Origin of the sequence: Streptosporangium sp. NPDC049248, from assembly GCF_040678965.1 — a bacterium.
Lineage (GTDB): Bacteria > Actinomycetota > Actinomycetes > Streptosporangiales > Streptosporangiaceae > Streptosporangium > Streptosporangium fukuiense.
In genome coordinates this window covers 517,953-534,480 of the sequence record NZ_JBFAQY010000001.1, presented here as the reverse complement: position 1 = coordinate 534,480, position 16,528 = coordinate 517,953, and the positions used below count along the sequence as shown (strand labels likewise).

16 protein-coding genes are annotated in these 16,528 nt (G+C 72.4%); 4 read left to right on the top strand and 12 right to left on the bottom strand.

Annotated elements, in window-relative coordinates; genetic code table 11:
- Positions 1 to 16 precede the first annotated feature (16 nt).
- The 11 genes from AB0K21_RS02505 to iscB form a co-directional block, all read right to left on the bottom strand.
- A complete protein-coding gene (locus tag AB0K21_RS02505) occupies positions 17 to 424 on the bottom strand; it encodes a pilus assembly protein TadG-related protein (protein ID WP_343982734.1) in 408 nt (135 codons plus the stop codon).
- A 107-nt stretch (positions 425 to 531) separates the two neighbouring features.
- Complete coding sequence (locus tag AB0K21_RS02500) at positions 532 to 945, bottom strand: TadE/TadG family type IV pilus assembly protein (RefSeq protein WP_343982737.1); 414 nt, start codon at positions 943 to 945, stop codon at positions 532 to 534.
- Positions 927 to 1,316 carry a TadE/TadG family type IV pilus assembly protein gene (locus tag AB0K21_RS02495; RefSeq protein WP_343982740.1) on the bottom strand — a complete coding sequence of 130 codons (390 nt, stop codon included), beginning with the start codon at positions 1,314 to 1,316 and terminating at the stop codon, positions 927 to 929. The genes AB0K21_RS02500 and AB0K21_RS02495 overlap by 19 nt, the downstream gene beginning before the upstream one ends.
- Complete coding sequence (locus tag AB0K21_RS02490) at positions 1,313 to 1,471, bottom strand: hypothetical protein (protein WP_364147213.1); 159 nt, start codon at positions 1,469 to 1,471, stop codon at positions 1,313 to 1,315. Before AB0K21_RS02490 ends, AB0K21_RS02495 begins: the two co-directional genes overlap by 4 nt.
- Positions 1,468 to 1,716: a hypothetical protein gene (locus AB0K21_RS02485; RefSeq protein WP_343973896.1), complete on the bottom strand. Its 249-nt coding sequence runs from the start codon at positions 1,714 to 1,716 to the stop codon at positions 1,468 to 1,470. The genes AB0K21_RS02490 and AB0K21_RS02485 overlap by 4 nt, the downstream gene beginning before the upstream one ends.
- Before the next feature lie 2 nt (positions 1,717 to 1,718).
- The gene (locus AB0K21_RS02480; protein WP_343973893.1) at positions 1,719 to 2,654 is read right to left on the bottom strand and encodes a type II secretion system protein; all 936 of its coding nucleotides are present in this window, start codon (positions 2,652 to 2,654) and stop codon (positions 1,719 to 1,721) included.
- Positions 2,647 to 3,534 carry a type II secretion system F family protein gene (locus tag AB0K21_RS02475; protein WP_030907642.1) on the bottom strand — a complete coding sequence of 296 codons (888 nt, stop codon included), beginning with the start codon at positions 3,532 to 3,534 and terminating at the stop codon, positions 2,647 to 2,649. The genes AB0K21_RS02480 and AB0K21_RS02475 overlap by 8 nt, the downstream gene beginning before the upstream one ends.
- On the bottom strand, positions 3,531 to 4,832 hold the full coding sequence (locus AB0K21_RS02470; protein WP_343973886.1) for an ATPase, T2SS/T4P/T4SS family: 1,302 nt from the start codon (positions 4,830 to 4,832) through the stop codon (positions 3,531 to 3,533). The genes AB0K21_RS02475 and AB0K21_RS02470 overlap by 4 nt, the downstream gene beginning before the upstream one ends.
- The gene (locus AB0K21_RS02465; RefSeq protein WP_343973883.1) at positions 4,829 to 5,620 is read right to left on the bottom strand and encodes a hypothetical protein; all 792 of its coding nucleotides are present in this window, start codon (positions 5,618 to 5,620) and stop codon (positions 4,829 to 4,831) included. The genes AB0K21_RS02470 and AB0K21_RS02465 overlap by 4 nt, the downstream gene beginning before the upstream one ends.
- A gap of 1 nt (position 5,621) precedes the next feature.
- Positions 5,622 to 6,296 carry a hypothetical protein gene (locus tag AB0K21_RS02460; RefSeq protein WP_343973880.1) on the bottom strand — a complete coding sequence of 225 codons (675 nt, stop codon included), beginning with the start codon at positions 6,294 to 6,296 and terminating at the stop codon, positions 5,622 to 5,624.
- Positions 6,297 to 6,383: 87 nt separating this feature from the next.
- Positions 6,384 to 7,691: an RNA-guided endonuclease IscB gene (gene iscB / locus AB0K21_RS02455; protein ID WP_364147206.1), complete on the bottom strand. Its 1,308-nt coding sequence runs from the start codon at positions 7,689 to 7,691 to the stop codon at positions 6,384 to 6,386.
- 813 nt (positions 7,692 to 8,504) lie between these two features.
- Between iscB and AB0K21_RS02450 the strand changes: the two genes are divergently transcribed.
- Entirely contained in the window at positions 8,505 to 8,729 is a 225-nt protein-coding gene (locus AB0K21_RS02450) for a hypothetical protein (RefSeq protein ID WP_343973873.1), read from the top strand.
- Positions 8,730 to 8,886: 157 nt separating this feature from the next.
- Entirely contained in the window at positions 8,887 to 13,455 is a 4,569-nt protein-coding gene (locus tag AB0K21_RS02445) for an FtsK/SpoIIIE domain-containing protein (RefSeq protein ID WP_364147202.1), read from the top strand.
- Positions 13,456 to 13,502: 47 nt separating this feature from the next.
- On the opposite strand, the gene AB0K21_RS02440 is transcribed toward AB0K21_RS02445, so the two are convergent.
- Positions 13,503 to 13,775 carry a WXG100 family type VII secretion target gene (locus AB0K21_RS02440; RefSeq protein ID WP_030907662.1) on the bottom strand — a complete coding sequence of 91 codons (273 nt, stop codon included), beginning with the start codon at positions 13,773 to 13,775 and terminating at the stop codon, positions 13,503 to 13,505.
- Positions 13,776 to 13,948: 173 nt separating this feature from the next.
- Here AB0K21_RS02440 and AB0K21_RS02435 point away from each other — a divergent pair, with 173 nt between their 5' ends.
- Both AB0K21_RS02435 and AB0K21_RS02430 read left to right on the top strand, forming a co-directional pair.
- Positions 13,949 to 14,671, top strand: a complete 723-nt coding sequence (locus tag AB0K21_RS02435; RefSeq protein WP_364147199.1) for an SDR family oxidoreductase — start codon at positions 13,949 to 13,951, stop codon at positions 14,669 to 14,671.
- Positions 14,672 to 14,761: 90 nt separating this feature from the next.
- Complete coding sequence (locus AB0K21_RS02430) at positions 14,762 to 16,516, top strand: biotin carboxylase N-terminal domain-containing protein (RefSeq protein WP_343975400.1); 1,755 nt, start codon at positions 14,762 to 14,764, stop codon at positions 16,514 to 16,516.
- The last annotated feature ends 12 nt before the right edge of the window (positions 16,517 to 16,528 follow it).

Genomic DNA, 16,528 nt, shown 5'->3' with positions numbered 1-16,528 from the left:
CCGGTGGGCCAGCGATTCACGGCAATTGGTCTGCCCCGATGTCCGGCCCCGCCGCGGCCAGGGCCTCCATGTCCGAGCCGGGGAAGCCGAACGCGGCCAGGAAGAACGCCTTCCAGCCGACGGAGACGTTCACGGTGACCTCGGCCTGGGCGCCACCGAGCGCGCACCGGGTGAGCCGGACGTCGCCGGCGCCGTGCGCGGAGACGATCTCCTCGGCCTTCGCGCAGACCTCCCCCTCTCCCAGCAGCCGGGCCTGGCCGGTGGCGCGCAGGTGCTCGACGTCGATCTGGTCCGCGGCGGCCCTGGCGGCCTGCTCGGCGATGTCGGCGGCCCGCAGCCGGGCGTTGATGGCGGCCCCGCCGTCCACGAGCAGCCCGGCCAGCAGGAACACCACCACCGAGAAGATCACCGTGAAGATCGACATCGATCCCCGCTCACCGTGGCGTCCCCCACCGCCACCCGAACGCGCCGACCGCGCCGAACGCCCGAGGTGCCCGGGGCCCCGGCGTGCCGGGGACGGGCCCGTGAGTCTCACTCCACCCTCCGGAACTGTTCCAGCGGGACCACCGAGTCGCCCCTCATCTCCTTGGCGGCGCCGAAGCCGAGGAACTCCAGATCCAGGGAGCAGGTCACCTGGGCGTGGACCCGGCCGCCCTCCTTCCAGTCCGTGCCGGCCAGGCTGACCTCGGGCTCGCACTCGCCGGACAGCGCGGCACGGGCCACCTCGGCCGCGGCGTCCTCGGCATCGGCCAACGTGCGCTCGACGGAGGCGGCCCTGGCCGCGTCCCTGGCGGCGCCGTTGACCTCGCCCTGGGCCTCCACCACCCTTCCCGCGCCGACCAGGAACAGCAGGAAGAGCAGGAAGACCGGGGCCAGCAGCACCGTCTCGGCGCTGAGCGACCCTCGATCGTTCCCCATCGCGGGGATCAGTCGGCTAACTGGCATCCTTCGCTTCCGTCGTCGGGCCGGAAACACTCGACGGGACCGCCGAAGCGCGCGGTGACCGTGAACGTGGTGGAGGGCAGCAGCGGGACGACCTGGACCGCCGAGGCGGTCACCTCGACACCCCGCTGGTCGCCCTCCGCCCAGGCGGTGACCGTGGCGCCCTCCAGGAGCTTCGGGCCGACGGTCCGGATCACCTCCTGGGCGCGGGACTCGGCGTCCTGCTGCCAGGACTCGGTGTCGACCCGGGCCAGCCGCGCCCCCTCCCTGGCCGCGGCGTCGGCGATCTGGCGTCCGTGGAACCAGAGGGCGGACTGCACGATGAGCAGGATGACGACCAGCACCACCGGCATGATGATCGCCAACTCGATCACGGTGGCGCCGCGCTCACCGCCCCGGCCACCGGCCCGGCCTCGTCGGCGCGCGGCCGGACGCGCACCGTGCCCCGTGGCGCCGCGTTCGTCACCCCGGCCGCCGTCCCGGCCTGGCCTGGCCCCCCCGCTCCCGGGGCGGCCCCGCTCACGGTCACGGGTCTCCAAGGTCGCCGCCCCCGCCCCCGCCGCCTCCGCCGCCGAACTGACTGGAGATCTCCGCCTGCTTCCCCTCGACGAGGGTCTTGATGAGCGTGGCGAGGCCGAGCGCCACTCCGGCGATGATGGCCGTGATGATGACCCATTCGACGGCGGAGGCCCCCCTGGTGGGGGCGTTGCGCGCCCTTTCGATCCGGACGCTCAGAACGGCGGTCGCGTAAGTGATCCACGGATGGCTCAGCATGGTCAGGACCCCAACATCTTCATAGCGGCCGGAAAACTTAGAAAGATCACGAAACCCGCGCAGAGCAGCAGCTGGGCGACGAGCATCGACTGGGAACGCTCGCCCGCCTGCCCCTCGATCTCGGCCAGCTCGCGGCGGCGCATGGTCGCGGCACGGGCGGTGAGGGACGAGCGGACCTTGGCGCCGTCGTCGGCGACCAGGCCGAGCGCCGCGGACAGGTCGCGCAGCTCGTCCACGTTGATCTCGTCACCGAGCTGGCCGAGGGCCTGCCAGGGGGTGATGCCGACGATCCTGGCGTTGCCGAGCGCCTCGCGGATGCGGGACATCGCCCAGTTGGCGCCTTCCTCGTCGGGGCCGGGGCTGCCCACCGAGACCGCCATCATCAGCGCCTCGGGCACCCCGCGCCCGCCCGCCAGGTTCATCGCGACGAGGTCCAGGAAGGAGCCGACGACGTGCCGGAAGTCGCGGCGCATCCGCGCGGCGTCCCGCTTGACCTGCAGGTCCGGCAGGACGAAGAAGACCCCGGCGACCACGAGCGCCGCCCAGAGCGGGACGGTGAGGGAGACGCCCCAGTCCATCAGTACCAGCCAGCCGACCAGCAGCGGGAAGGCCAGCAGCCCGGAGACCGCCAGCAGCACCTTGGTGGCCAGGAAACCCTCGAACGACCTGCCGAGCAGCGCCAGGTCGGCCCTGGCGGAGCGCGCCTCCCAGCCCCTGGCCGCGTAGAAGCGGGCCATCCGCTCCCCCAGGCCGCGCCGCAGGACGCTGACCTCCTCGTCGGGCAGGATGAGCCGGGCGCGAGGCGCGTCGGTGCCCTCGCGGGCCGCGTCGAGCGCCAGCAGCCGCGTCACCAGTCCCGGGCGGGCCGGGAACAGCGCCCGGAACAACAGGAACAGGCCCATCCCGAGCACGGAACCCGCCAGCAGTGCCTCAGTCATCGGACACCTCACCCCCGGAGGGCAGGCCCAGCAGGCGGGCGGGCTTGTCGAAGCGGGCCAGGCGGCGCATCCAGGCGAACCCCGCGCCGAACAGCCCGGCGACCACCACGAGCACGGCCTGGCCGAGCGCGTTGTCGTACTCCTCGACGTAGGAGGGGTTGAACACCACGAGCATGACGGCGAAGGCGATGGCCGTGCCGACCACGATCTGCACGCTCCGCCGGGTGGAGCGGCGCTCGGCCTCGACCCGGCGGCGCATGTCGAGCTCCTCGCGGGCGGAGACGGCCAGCGCGCCGAGCACGTCGCGCAGGCCGGGGCCGCGCAGCTTGGAGTTGAGGATGAGGGCGGCCACGACCAGGTCGGCGGAGGGGTCGTCGAGCTCGTCGGCGAAGCGCCGCAGCGCGTCGGGCAGCGCCATCCTGGTGTGCAGGCGGTCGACCATCGACCGCAGGTGCGGGCGGAGCGTGGGGGCCGCCGCCCGGATCGAGGACGGGATCGCCTGCTCCAGCCCGGCCGCTCCGGCGATGGTGTCGCGGAGCGACTCGGTCCAGGCGGCCAGGGCCTCCAGCCTGCGCATCGCGGTCCGCTCCTCGGCGGCTCCGCCGGACAGGCCCCGCCAGGCCAGGGCGAGGAGCACGGCTCCGACCGCCATGACCGGCCACCCGGTCACCACCAGCACGACCACCCCGACGATGGCCCCCACCGCGGTACGGGTGGACAGGGCGCGGACGAACTCGCGCCTGCCCGCCTTCCTGCCGGGGGACGACGGGCGGGGGCGCACCCCGTACAGCGCGACGACGAGCAGGAACAGCCCCGCGCCGATCGCGATGCCGGCCAGCATCACCAGCGGGTCGAACAGGCCCGGAGGCAGGGAGGTCATGTCCAGCCTCCCGGGTCGTAGCCGAAGTGGGCGAGCTCCTCCAGGCAGGACAGCGGCGCGTGCGGCACGACCCGGCCGTCGGGCGCCATGGCGAACACCTCCGAGGAGAGCACCCTGCCGTCCACCCCGGCCACCTCCCGCACGCTCGACACGAAGCGCCGCAGCCTGCCTCCCACCGCGTAGTCGTTGCGCTTCTCGATGAACACCACGAAGTCGATCGCGCCCGCGATGAGCATGTGGGTGGCCTCGATCGGCAGACGCTCGGTGGCCTGGAGCGCGTAGGTCGCGATGCGGTTGAAGACCTCCATCGAGGAGTTGGCGTGAATCGTCGACAGCGAGCCGTCGTTGCCCTGGGTCATCGCGTTGAGCATGGTGACGATCTCGTCGCCGAGGACCTCTCCGACGATCACCCTGGACGGGTTCATCCGCAGGGAGCGGCGGACCAGTTCCGCCATGGTGATCTCGCCCTGGCCCTCGGAGTTGGGCAGCCTCTGCTCGAAGGCGACCACGTTGGGGTGGAGTTCCGGGAATTGGTCGAGGCCGAGTTCGAGGGCGCGCTCGACGGTGATGAGCCGCTCGGAAGGCGGGATCTCGTTGGCCAGGGCGCGCAGCAGTGTCGTTTTCCCGGCGTTGGTCGAACCCGAGATCATGATGTTCTTCCTGGCCGCCACCGCCGCCGCCAGGAACCGCCCCAGCTCCGGGGTCAGGCTGCCGTTTCCCACCAGGTCGCTGAGGAAGACCTTGCCCAGCCGGGAGCGGCGGATGGAGATGGACGGGCGGACCGTCACGTCCATCACGGCCGAGAGCCGGGAGCCGTCGGGAAGGCGCAGGTCGAGCTGGGGGTTGGCGGTGTCGAACGGCCTGCTGGACAGGCCGCTGTAGGCGGCGAGGATCTGGATCAGCTCGACCAGTTCCTCGTCGGACTCGGCCACCGGCTCACGCATGATCTCCTGGCCGTCGGCGTAGCCGACGAACACCCGGTCGCAGCCGTTGATGTCGATGTTCTCGACCTCGGGGTCGTCCAGCAGGGGTTGGAGGCGGCCGACGCCGAACAGGGCCGCGTGGATCCCCGCGGCCAGCGCCTCCTCCTCCTCGGCGGTGGGCGGGGTCCTGCCGACACCGATCTCGCCGCGGGCGAACTCCTCCAGGATCTGGGCGATCAGCGCGCGGGCGAACTGGCGCTCGTCCTCACCGGTCATCGGCTGCAGGCCGCTGGCCTGGTCCAGGCGGCGCTGGTGGGCCAGCCTGTCTCCGACGTCCTGCCGGAAGCGCTTGACCAGCGTGTGGTCGATGGTCACGGCCTGGCTCCGCTCGACGGCTCGACGGGCATGCCCATCACCGGCTCGGGAGCGCTGACCTGTGCGGCGAGGCGACCGCCCAGCTCCCGGGCGGTGCGGATCAGCAGGGAGCGGTCCAGGCGCCCGCCCCACTGGCCGCGCAGCAGCTCCGCGCCCTTGGGGTCGTGCGCGAGCCCGCTCACGAAGGCGAGGTTCCTGCCGGTGCCCACGACGATCCGGCGGACCTCCTCGATCGTCGTGCGGTACTGCCGGGGGTCGGCGATCACGACCACGCCCACCTGCGGCTCGCGAGGCATGATCTGCAGGCGTTCCCGCAGGTGGGCGACGTGGTCCAGGCTCGCCCTGGTGAACAGCACCACCAGCGAGGCCTCCGCGGTCAGCTCGGCCAGCTGGGGGTGGCCGCCGAGGCGTCCGCAGTCGGCCAGCACGTCGGCGCCGGGCATCGTGGCCAGTGCCCGGCCGAGCGGACCCCAGAGCCAGGTCAGCCCGGCCGCCTGCTCGCCGTGGGTCAGTCCCGCCAGTATGTCCAGACCACCGATGATCTTCTGGGTGTGCTCGTGGATCTGTTCCGGGTGCAGCCCGCGCCGGGCCGTGGCCCCCAGGGTGAGCAGGCCCCTGGCCGGGTTGAGCACGCCGCCGTCGGCCGCGGGCAGGCGGTAGGCGAGATCGCCGCCCGCCGGGTCGCACTCGGCGAGCAGCACCGGACGCGGCCAGATCGCGCCGAGCGCGGTGGCCGCCGTGGTCACCCCGGGTGCGCCCTTGTCCGCGGCCAGCACGATGAGCGCCACGTCAGCGCGCTCCCGGCAGCTCGGCGAGCGCGATCTCACCGGTGGAGGCGTACGCGACGACCTCCGGCGAGATGGAACTGTCCACGATGATGGTGACCAGGCCGTTCGCGCCGCTCCTGCCGGGCGTGCCGATCTGGTGGACCAGTGCGCTCTGCGCCAGCACCCGCCGCTCCTGGCCGGCGCCGCCGCCCCTGCTCGGCACGTAGACGACCTGGACCCGGTCTCCGCGCTCCAGGGTGCCCGGTGACTGTCCGGGTTTGAGGGCGAGACCGACCTGGGCCTTGCCGGGGCCCAGTTCCCTGCTGGCGGAGACCACCATCTCGCGGGTCAGGAGCGTTCCGGGGATGAGGGTGACGCGGGCGAAGTTCTCCGCGACGCGGGCGCGCTGGGACCAGGCCACGTAGCCGATGCCGGTGTCGGCGATCTGGACCTCCTTGAGCATCGCCTCGGTGAACTGCTGGCCCGCACCGATCTGCTGGGAGACGGCGATCGCCGAGACGCGGTCGCCGCTGCGCAGCACGAGCAGGGTGGTGGCGAGGGCGCCGCCCAGGATGAGGAGGACGGCGAGGGCGGCGAGGGCTGGTTTGCGCTCGCGTGGGGGCACGGGAAGCTTGCGCGACGCCGGCCCGGACAGGGTGCCCGCCGACGACCGACGCTCGGCGTTCACGGGATTCACCGCAACCTCCCGAGGGTGCCCCGGCCTTCAGGCCGGGGAGGAATCGGGAGCGGGAGGGCTGTCAAGGCCCGAGCGTGCCCTGACCGGTCAGTCATGTCGATCGGCTTCTTTCCGGGTCGTGTAGCCGTAGCCGTCCGCGCGTTGAAGATGACGGACATGCCGGTGGTTGATCCCCGCGACGCGACCGCACCGGGCGGTGATGTCGAAGGAGCCGGAGGAGCGGACCAGGACTCGCCCGGTGTGAACTCCGGCCTTCTTGCCTGCCGGGATGTCCGCCCGGACCAGGTCGCCGGTCTGGAAGCCGCGGTGCAGCTTAGTCCGTGGCCGGACAAGACGGGGGAACCCGTAGCGGTCGGGGGTGGTGCGGGCGTAGCTGCCGCGCCCGGTCGCGGTGACCACCAGGATCGTGGACGGCCAGGTGGTCACGCTCTCCAGTTCGCCGACGTGCAACGCGTCCAACGTGTGGGACTTCGGCGCGCCGGTGCGAGAGCGGTTCCATTTGGTGCGCCCTCCGGAGGCGGTGTGAACGGGCAGGCCGGTGGCTTTCAGGGCCCGCCACAGTGCCCACCGGGTGGCGTTGACGGCGGCGGCGTCGCGCAGCGGTGCTTTCGCCTGTCGGAGGATCTTTGCCAGGAGGGCGGGCCTGCCGTTGAGGAATTCCTCGATCGGGGTGGCGTTCTTGGCCTGGTTACATGGGATGCAGGCCAGGGTGAGGTTGCCGACCCGGTCCGAGCCGCCCCGGGAGCGCGGGTGGATGTGGTCGAGATTGAGCGGTACGCCGCTCGCGCCGCAGTACGTGCATGCCCGGCCCCATTTGGCCAGCAGGTATTCGCGGACCTCGTACCCGGCCAGGGTGCCCTGCTGGTATTCCACGCCTTCCAACGGCTTGCCCGCCGACAGGGTGTGAGTGTCGAAGGAGGCCTTCTCCACGTGCACAGTGGCCACGGGCGCCCACCGGGTCAACCGCGCGACCCACGACACGGTGGTGTCCACCCGGTGTTGCAGGGACGGCGCGAGCCACCCTTTCGGTTTGGTGCGGTTGAGGAACCGGGGTGCGCGGTAGCGCAGGTTCGCGCTACGGCGTCGCCGTCGATACCGTGAGCGGGCGGCGAGCCTGTCGCGGATCAGTGCGCCCCGGTGGTCGAGCTGGATCGCGTACCGTCCACCCCGGCTTCCACCGTGGCCGGTGAACACGGCCAGGCCGGTGTGCTTGCTGCCGGGGTCGATACCGACCTGTACGCCTGCCACGGTGGAGTCGGCTACCGACCGGTCCTTGAGACGGATGACGAACGGGGTGTGACGCACCACCACCGCCCGCCCGGCCGCCAGCAGACGACGGGCACGGGCAGGGTGACACGGGTCGAGCGGATGGCCGCGGACATCCAGGACGAACACGACGGGGTGAACCTCACGGTTCGCTCCCTCAGGCGCCGAAGCGTCCTCGGGGTGACGCCGAGCAGACCGGGTGCCGGCCTGCTCGATCTCCCCTCGCCCAGGTCGAACACCAGGTACCGCCGCCAGGCGGTGTCCGTGAGCCGTTTCGTGCCCACCCTCGGGCGTGTCTGCTCCCACGGATTCCAGAGCGGCAGGCTGAGGAAGCACCCGCCGGTGGGTCTGCGATCTTGTGTTCAACGTGGCCATCACAACGCACCTCCTTGAGCTGATGGCCAGGGCTGGTCAACGCGGGGCTTGTCAGGCGCATCGCTGCGCCTCAAGTCCCCTCCTTCGGGAGGGGGTCGTTGACTGGTCCTCATGGGTAGGGGGACTCCCAGAGTGATCATAAATATGGGGACTACTGGTTGAATTTACGCCATTATGCGCACCATGCCGACGGGCTGCCGGACAAAAACCAGAACCCATGCTCGTTTGATAGGAACACGTCTGTCAACGCCGCTTCAGAAGAAAGTGGCGGTTTCGCTAGATGACGGAACACTTATCCGGGTGATATGGACGGTAATTAACTCTTGCACCAATCGTCACAGCATTTACCTCCGTCATTACGGCGTCCCGTCACCCTTCTCCGCTCACGGGTGTGCGCCCTCCTTAACCCTGAACCTGTTCAAAATGTGGCACCCTGGAGATATGGCCACATCATCCGGGCGTGACGCCTCGGGCGGGGGACGCGTCAGGCTCCTTTTCCGCGCGGCGGCCGGGCGAATACGCCGTCGCGGGGCCGAACGCCTCACCGCCGCCCCCGCGACGGAGCGAATGACCGAGCGAATGATCGAGGGGCTGCACCGCGTGGCCGTCGGGCTGGCCGAGGTGACCTCCGAGGTCAGCGCGTACGCCGGGCTGCTGGAGGAGAAGACGGGCGAGCTTCGGGCCCGAGCCTCGGCCCGCCGTTCCGCCGGTTCTCCGAACAGGTTTTCCACAGCTCCGCACCTCGGGCAGGCCGGCGCCCACGAGGCGATAAATCACCAAATATCCCCATAAATCGGTATAAACAGCCGCTACCTACGGAGAGTTATCCACAGGCTGGGATGTTTTCCACATACCGGGTCGCGGGCCATGAGATTGCCGCGAACACCCTCTCCGACCCCGTTTTCCCTCTGTACGGTGGCCCCGGGGGCCTGACCCGAGGAGAGCGTCGATGCGGATCATGCTCACCGTGCTCAGCGAGCACGCCGACCGCGATGTCGTGGTCGAGGGCGACGAGACGACCACGGTGGCACGGCTCGCCGAGTCACTCGCGGGCCAGGGCGGCGAGCGTCCGAGCAACGTGGTGCGGCTGACGCGCAGCAAGGCCCCGTACGGGCTGGGCCGTGACGCGGCCGGGGCCGAGCCCCCGGCGCTCTGGCTGGACGGACGCCCCCTCGACCCCGACGCTCCCGCGCTCGGCCTGCTCCGCGACGGCGACCTGGTCACCCTCGACCGCTCGCTCGCCCTGGCCACCCTCGCCGAGGAGCCCGGCGGGATCGTGGAGATCCGGGTGATCGGCGGGCCCGCCGCCGGGTCGGTGCACCGCCTCAGCCTGGGCGTGCACACCATCGGCTCCGACCCCGCCTGCTCGGTGGCCGTGTCCGACCCCCGGCTGCCCGCGCTGGCCGCCGTGGTGCGGCTCACCCCGGACGCCATCACCGTGGAGCCGGGGGAGCCGGGGAACCCCGGGGGCGGGGCCGGGGCCCTGCTCGACCGCGAGCGGCTGGAAGGTCCGCTGCCCTGGCCCGAGCACGCCCTGCTGAGCTGCGGCGGCAGCGTGCTGACCCTCAAGGCGGTGGAGCCGCCCGACGCGCACCTGGACGCACAGCCGGACGGCGGCCTGGCCTACAACCGGCCGCCCAGGTTCCGCCCGCCGGGCGGCGCGCGGCGTTTCGAGGTGCCGGCCGAGCCCAGGCGGGCCGAGACCATGCGGCTGCAGCTGCTGACCGCCTTCCTGCCCGCGGCGCTGGGACTCGGCATGGCCTGGGCACTGCAGACCTGGTACTTCCTGCTGTTCGCGCTGATGACACCGCTGATCATGATCGGCCAGTGGTGGAGCGACCGGCGGCACGGCCGCAAGCAGTACCGCCGGCAACTCAAGGAGTACCGGGAGCGGCTGAAGGTCTTCGAGGCGACCGTGGAGCGCGCCCGCGCCGACGACGAGACCGCCCGCCGCGCCGCCGCGCCCGACCCCGCCGAGGTGCTGCTCACCGTGACGGGCCCCCGGCGGCGGCTCTGGGAGCGGCGCGACCACGACCCCGACGCGCTGCGGCTCCGGGTCGGCCTCGCCGACCTGGCCGCCGACCTGGAGTTCACCCCCGAGCGCTCCGCGCCGGCCGACACCCCGATGCCCGCCCCGCCCACCTGCCAGGCGGTGCCGGTGGCGCTCGCCATGCGCCGCCTGGGCGTCGCCGGTCTGACCGGACCCAGGGAGACGACGGCCGGGCTGGCGCGCTGGCTGGTCGGCCAGGCCGCCGCCCTGCACAGCCCGCGCGACCTGGCGATCGTCGTGCTCTCCGCGCACGGCGACAGCGAGGAGCGGTGGAGCTGGGTACGGTGGCTGCCGCACTGCGCCCCGCGCGGCGGCCAGGACTGCGTGGCCCTGGTCGGCGCCGACCCCGAGGCCGCGGCCCGCAGGGTGAGCGAGCTGGCCGCGCTGATCGACGAGCGCCTCGGCGACGACGCCGCCGCGGGGTCCTCGGCCAGGCTCGGCCGCGTACCGGCCGGCTGGGGCGACCTGGGCGGGGGCGGCGGGTCCGAACAGCCGTGCGCCGCCCCCGTCTACGACGAACGCCCCTACGACGTGCTGGTGGTGCTCGACGGCGCGCAGGTGCTGCGCGCGCTGCCGGGCATGCCCCAGGTGCTGCGCCAGGGACCCCGCGCGGGCGTCTACACCCTGGCGGTGGACGGCGACCAGCGGCTGCTGCCCGAGGAGTGCGCCACCGTCGCCGCCATGGAGACCGACGGCACCGTGCGGCTGCGCGGCGGTGGCCTGGACGACCTCGGCGAGATCCTGGCCGACCAGGTGACAGCCGCCTGGTGCGACCGGCTGGCCCGCTCGCTGGCGCCGATCCGCGACGTCAGCCGCGACGACGCCGGCCTCGCCCTGCCGGGCTCCGCGCGGCTGCTCGACCTGCTGGAGCTGCCGTCGGTCTCCGGTGCGGCCCTGGCCGAGCGCTGGGGCCGGGCGACCGAGGCCGTGGTGGGGGTGGGCCCCGAGGGGCCGTTCTCGGTCGACCTGCGCAGGGACGGACCGCACGCGCTCATCGCGGGCACCACCGGCGCGGGCAAGTCGGAGCTGCTGCAGACCCTGATCTGCTCGCTGGCGGTGGCCAACAGGCCGGACGAGATGACGTTCGTGCTGATCGACTACAAGGGCGGCGCCGCGTTCAAGGAGTGCGTGCGGCTGCCGCACACGGTGGGCATGGTCAGCGACCTCGACGGCCACCTGACCCAGCGGGCCCTGGCCTCCCTGGCCGCCGAGATCCGCCGCCGTGAGCGCCTGCTGCTGGCCGTGGGAGCGAAGGACATCGAGGACTACCACGAGCTGCGCGACGCCCGCACGGCCCGTGCCTCCCGGGACCTGCTCGTCGCCGGGAGCGGCGCGCCGGTCAGGCCGCTGCGCGGGCGCGCCGAGCCTCCGGCCCCGCTGCCCCGGCTGGTGCTGGTCATCGACGAGTTCGCGGCCATGGTCAGCGAGCTGCCCGACTTCATGACCGGGCTGGTCGACATCGCCAGGCGGGGGCGCTCGCTCGGCATCCACCTCATTCTCGCCACCCAGCGCCCCGGCGGTGTGGTGACCGCCGACATCCAGGCCAACACGTCCCTGCGGATCGCGCTGCGGGTCACCGAGGCCACCGAGTCCGCCGACGTCATCGACCGCCCGGACGCCTCGTACATCCCCAAGTCCGCTCCCGGCCGGTGCTATGTGAAGTCGGGCGCGGGCGCGGCGACGGCGGTGCAGACCGCGCGGATCGGCGGACGGAGCCCCGGTGTCTCGGGCGGCGAGGCCAGGGTGCGGGTGACGGAGGTGGGCTGGCAGGCTCTGGGCCGCCCCAGGCCGGCGCGCGCGGGGGCCGAGGGAGGCCACGTCACCGACCTGTCCGTACTCGCCGACGCCCTCGTCGAGGCGGCCCGCGTCGCCGGAGTCGCGGAGCAGCCGAGCCCCTGGCTCGAACCGCTCCCCGAGCTCACGGTCGTCCCCGGCCTCTCCACACCGTCCACCGGCCTGCCCTACCGGGCGGGGGCCGAGGAGGTGCCGCCGCTGGCCTTCGGGGTCACCGACATGCCCTGGGCGCAGGACCGGCGGGCACTGGCGCTCGACCTCGCGGGCGGGGGGCACCTGCTCATCGCGGGCGCCTCGCGGAGCGGGCGGTCCACGGCGCTGCGCACGCTCGCGGGGGCGATCGCCGGCCGGACCTCCCCCGACGACGTGCACGTGCACGCGATCGACTGCGGCTCGGGGGCGCTGCTGCCCCTGATGGCGATGCCGCACTGCGGCGCCGTGGTGACGCGCGACCAGCTCGACCGGGTGGAGCGGCTGCTGGCCAGGCTCCGCGCGGAGGTGGGGCGGCGCCAGCAACTCCTCGCCGAGGCCGGGTACGCCTCGCTGGCCGAGCTGCGCGCCGGCACGGACGGCCCCCGGCTGCCGTGGCTGGTCCTGATGCTCGACCGGTGGGAGGGATTCGTCGCCGCGTTCGAGGGCTACGACTACGGGCGGCTGATCGATTCGCTGATGCAGCTGCTGCGGGAGGGACCCGCGGTCGGGCTGCGGGCCGTGGTGACCGGTGACAGGTCCGTGCTGCTCGGGCAGATCTCCACGGTCTTCGACGACCGGCTGATCCTGCGGCTGGCCGACCCGTCCGACTACGGCCTGGCCGGGTTGCCGGTCAAGGACCTGCCCACGACCCTCGCGCCGGGCCGCGCACTGTCCACCGGCGAGTACGGCACGACCGAGAGCCAGATAGCGCTGCTCTGCGACGACCCCTCGGGACCGGCACAGGTCGCCGCGCTCCAGGCGCTGGCCCGGTCGGCGCCGGAGATCACCGCCGACCCGCCGCTGCGGGTGGACGCGCTGCCGATGCGCGTCACCGCGGCGCAGGTCCTGGATCTGGTGCCCTCCTTCCGGCCGCCGTCGCCGCTGTGGGCGCTGTTCGGCGCCGGGGGCGACTCGCTGGCCCCGCTCGGCGTCGACCTGCTGGCCCACGGCCCCGGCGCGGTCGTCGCGGGGCCGCCCAGGTCCGGCAGGTCCACGGCACTGCTGACCGCCACCCACTCCCTGCTCTCCCAGGGCACCCCCACGGTCCTGGTGACTCCCCGGCGCAGCCCGCTGTGCACGCTGGTGGACACCCCCGGCGTGCTGGCCGTGCTGGACGCGAACGGTGACCTGCACGAGGCCGTCGCGGGGCAGGACCGTTATGTCGTGATCGTCGACGACGCCGAGCTGATCTCCCCGGACTCTCCCCTGGGCACCGCGCTCGAACAGGTGCTCCGGAGCGGCAGGGACGGCGAGCACGGCATGATCATCGGTGGTACCACGGGCGACCTGACCACCGCCTACCGAGGTTTCGCGGCCGAGACCCGCAAGGGGCGCACCGGCCTGCTGCTCTCGGTCCAGAGCCCCGCCGACGGCGATCTGTTCACGGTCCGGCTGCCCCGCGGCGCGGTCGGCGGCCCCCCGGGGCGCGGCCTGCTGGTGACCCTGGGCTCGGTGACCCCCATCCAGGCGGCCGTCACATGAGAATGCCCCGGTCCTTCAAGAACCGGGGCATTTCGGCGGGCCGTTTCCTATCGCGTGGCGGACTCGATATTGCCGCGGTAGGTGTTGATCACCCGAGAAGCCTCGCCGAGCTCCTCGGACATGCGCTGGAAAGCGGCGCGATAGTTCTGCCAGGCCTCGCTGAAACGCTGGGCGCCGGGCCCCGTCCAGGCGGTTCCGACCTTCGCCGCCTCCCTGTCAAGAGCGGCCACGGTCGCTCTGACCTGGTCGGCCTGCTGGGTGAACTGGGTGGCCATCTGCTGCATTTCCGCGGGGTTGCCGCCGAGCAAGTTCTGGCTCATGCCAGTCTCCTTCGGATCGGTGTCGGGGGTTGGTCACCAAACGAAATCACGATAGGCGTACGGATCACAGGGGTATCCGGGATATACCGAGCGGCTATGGACGTTCCCTTCACCGCTGAGAGACTAACGTTCTTCATTGTCTTGATTTTTAGTGATTCAAGGAGATATGGGCAGTGCGTGAGATTGTGGTGACGGGCGGAGGCACCGGAATCGGCTACGCCATCGCGGCGGCGTTCGCCGCGCAGGGCGACCGGGTGACCGTCACCGGGCGGCGCGAGCAGGTGCTCAAGGAGGCGGCCGGCCGGCTGGGCGTCTCGTACGTGGCGTTCAACGCGGCCAACCCCGTGGCGGTGGGCGAGGCGCTGGAGCGGCTGCCCGCGCGGGTGGACGTGCTGGTCAACAACGCGGGCGGGAACACCAACCTGGACCGCGTGCCGTCCGGCGACGACCTGATGGACGTGGCGGAGGGCTGGTGGGCCAACCTCAACGCCAACCTGATGTCGGCCGTACTGGTCACCAGCGCGCTCATCCCGCGCCTCGCCGAGGGCGGCCGGATCATCACGATCGGTTCCATCGCGGCCAGGGGCACCGGTTCCGGCTCGTACGGCGCGGCCAAGGCGGCCGTGGAGGCGTGGACCGCCGACCTGGCCGCCGAGCTGGGGCCGCGGGGCGTCACCGCCAACGTGGTCTCCCCCGGCCTGATCGTGGACACCGAGTTCTTCCGGGGCCGTCTCACCGAGGAGGGGGTGCGCCGCAGGGTCGAGGGCACCAGGAACGGCAGGGCCGGGACCCCGGACGACGTCGCCGAGACCGTGCGGTTCGTCGCCTCCGCCGAGGCGCGCCACGTGACCGGGCAGGTCCTGCACGTCAACGGCGGCGCGTACCTGGGCAGGTAGGACCCCCCTCCGCTCCGCCATCAGGCGCCGCTTACACTCCGTTGGAGGCCCGCCAGCCCCCTGTTCGCACGTCTGAAGGGAACGACGTCGGTGCATAAGGTCTTGATCGCCAACCGTGGTGAGATCGCGGTTCGAATCGCCCGCGCGTGCAAGGACTCCGGGTTGGCCAGTGTCGCCGTCTACTCCGACCAGGACCTGGACGCACTCCATGTCCGGGTCGCGGACGAGGCGCACGCCCTTGGTGGCCAGACGCCCGCGGAGACCTATCTCGACATCACCAAGCTGCTGCGGGTCGCCGCGGAGACCGGGGCGGACGCCGTACACCCCGGCTACGGCTTCCTGGCCGAGAACGCCGACTTCGCCCAGGCGGTCATCGACGCCGGCCTGACCTGGATCGGCCCGCCGCCGGCCGCGATCATCGCGCTCGGCGACAAGGTGCAGGCCCGCCACATCGCGCAGAAGGTCGGCGCGCCGCTCGTGGCCGGCACCAAGGATCCGGTCTCCGGGAGCGAGGAGGTCGTCGCCTTCGCCGCCGAGCACGGCCTGCCGATCGCGATCAAGGCCGCCTACGGAGGCGGCGGGCGCGGGCTGAAGGTGGCGCGCACCGCGGAGGAGATCCCCGAGCTGTACGACAGCGCGGTCCGCGAGGCGGTCACCGCGTTCGGCAGGGGCGAGTGCTTCGTCGAGCGCTACCTGGACCGTCCCCGGCACGTGGAGACCCAGTGCCTGGCCGACACCCACGGCAACGTGGTCGTGGTGTCCACCCGTGACTGCTCGCTGCAGCGCCGCCACCAGAAACTGGTCGAGGAGGCGCCCGCCCCCTTCCTGACCCCCGAGCAGCTCGACCTGCTCTACACCAGTTCCAAGGCGATCCTGCGCGAGGCGGGCTACGTCGGGGCCGGTACCTGCGAGTTCCTGGTGGGCCAGGACGGCACGATCTCCTTCCTGGAGGTCAACACCCGGCTGCAGGTCGAGCACCCGGTGACCGAGGAGGTCGCCGGCGTCGACCTGGTACGCGAGATGTTCCGCGTCGCCGACGGCGAGGAGCTGGGCTACGGCGACCCCGTGCTGCGCGGCCACTCGATCGAGTTCCGGATCAACGCCGAGGACGCCGGGCGCGGCTTCCTGCCCGCCCCCGGCACGATCACGCGGATGAGCGCCCCCTCCGGTCCCGGGGTGCGCCTGGACTCCGGCTACGAGACCGGCATGACCGTCCCGCAGTCCTTCGACTCCCTGGTCGCCAAGCTGATCGTGACCGGAGCCGACAGGAGGCAGGCCCTGGAGCGCTCGCGCCGGGCGCTGGCCGAGTTCGAGATCGACGGCATGCCGACCGTGCTGCCCTTCCACCGTGCCGTGGTGTCCGATCCCGCGTTCACCGGCGCGCCCTTCTCGGTGCACACCCGGTGGATCGAGACCGAGTTCGACAACACGATCGCGCCGCACGCGGGAGAGCACGGCGAGGCCGAGGAGCCGGGCGAGCGGCAGCGGATCACCGTCGAGGTGGCCGGCAAGCGGCTGGAGGTGGTGCTCCCCGCGGGGTTCGCCGCCGGGAATCCCGGCTCGGGCGGCGCGGCGTCGAAGGCACCGCGCCGCGGCGGCGGCGGGGTGGCCAAGAAGGCCGCGAGCGGCGACTCGCTGGTCAGCCCGATGCAGGGCACGATCGTCAAGGTCGTCGCCGCCGACGGCGACACCGTCGCGGCCGGTGACACGATCGTCGTGCTGGAGGCGATGAAGATGGAGCAGCCGCTCGCCGCGCACAAGGCCGGCACCATCACCGGACTGGCGGCACAGGTCGGCCAGACCGTCACCTCGGGTGCCACGATCTGCGAGATCAAGGACGTCTGAGTTCCCGCCCGG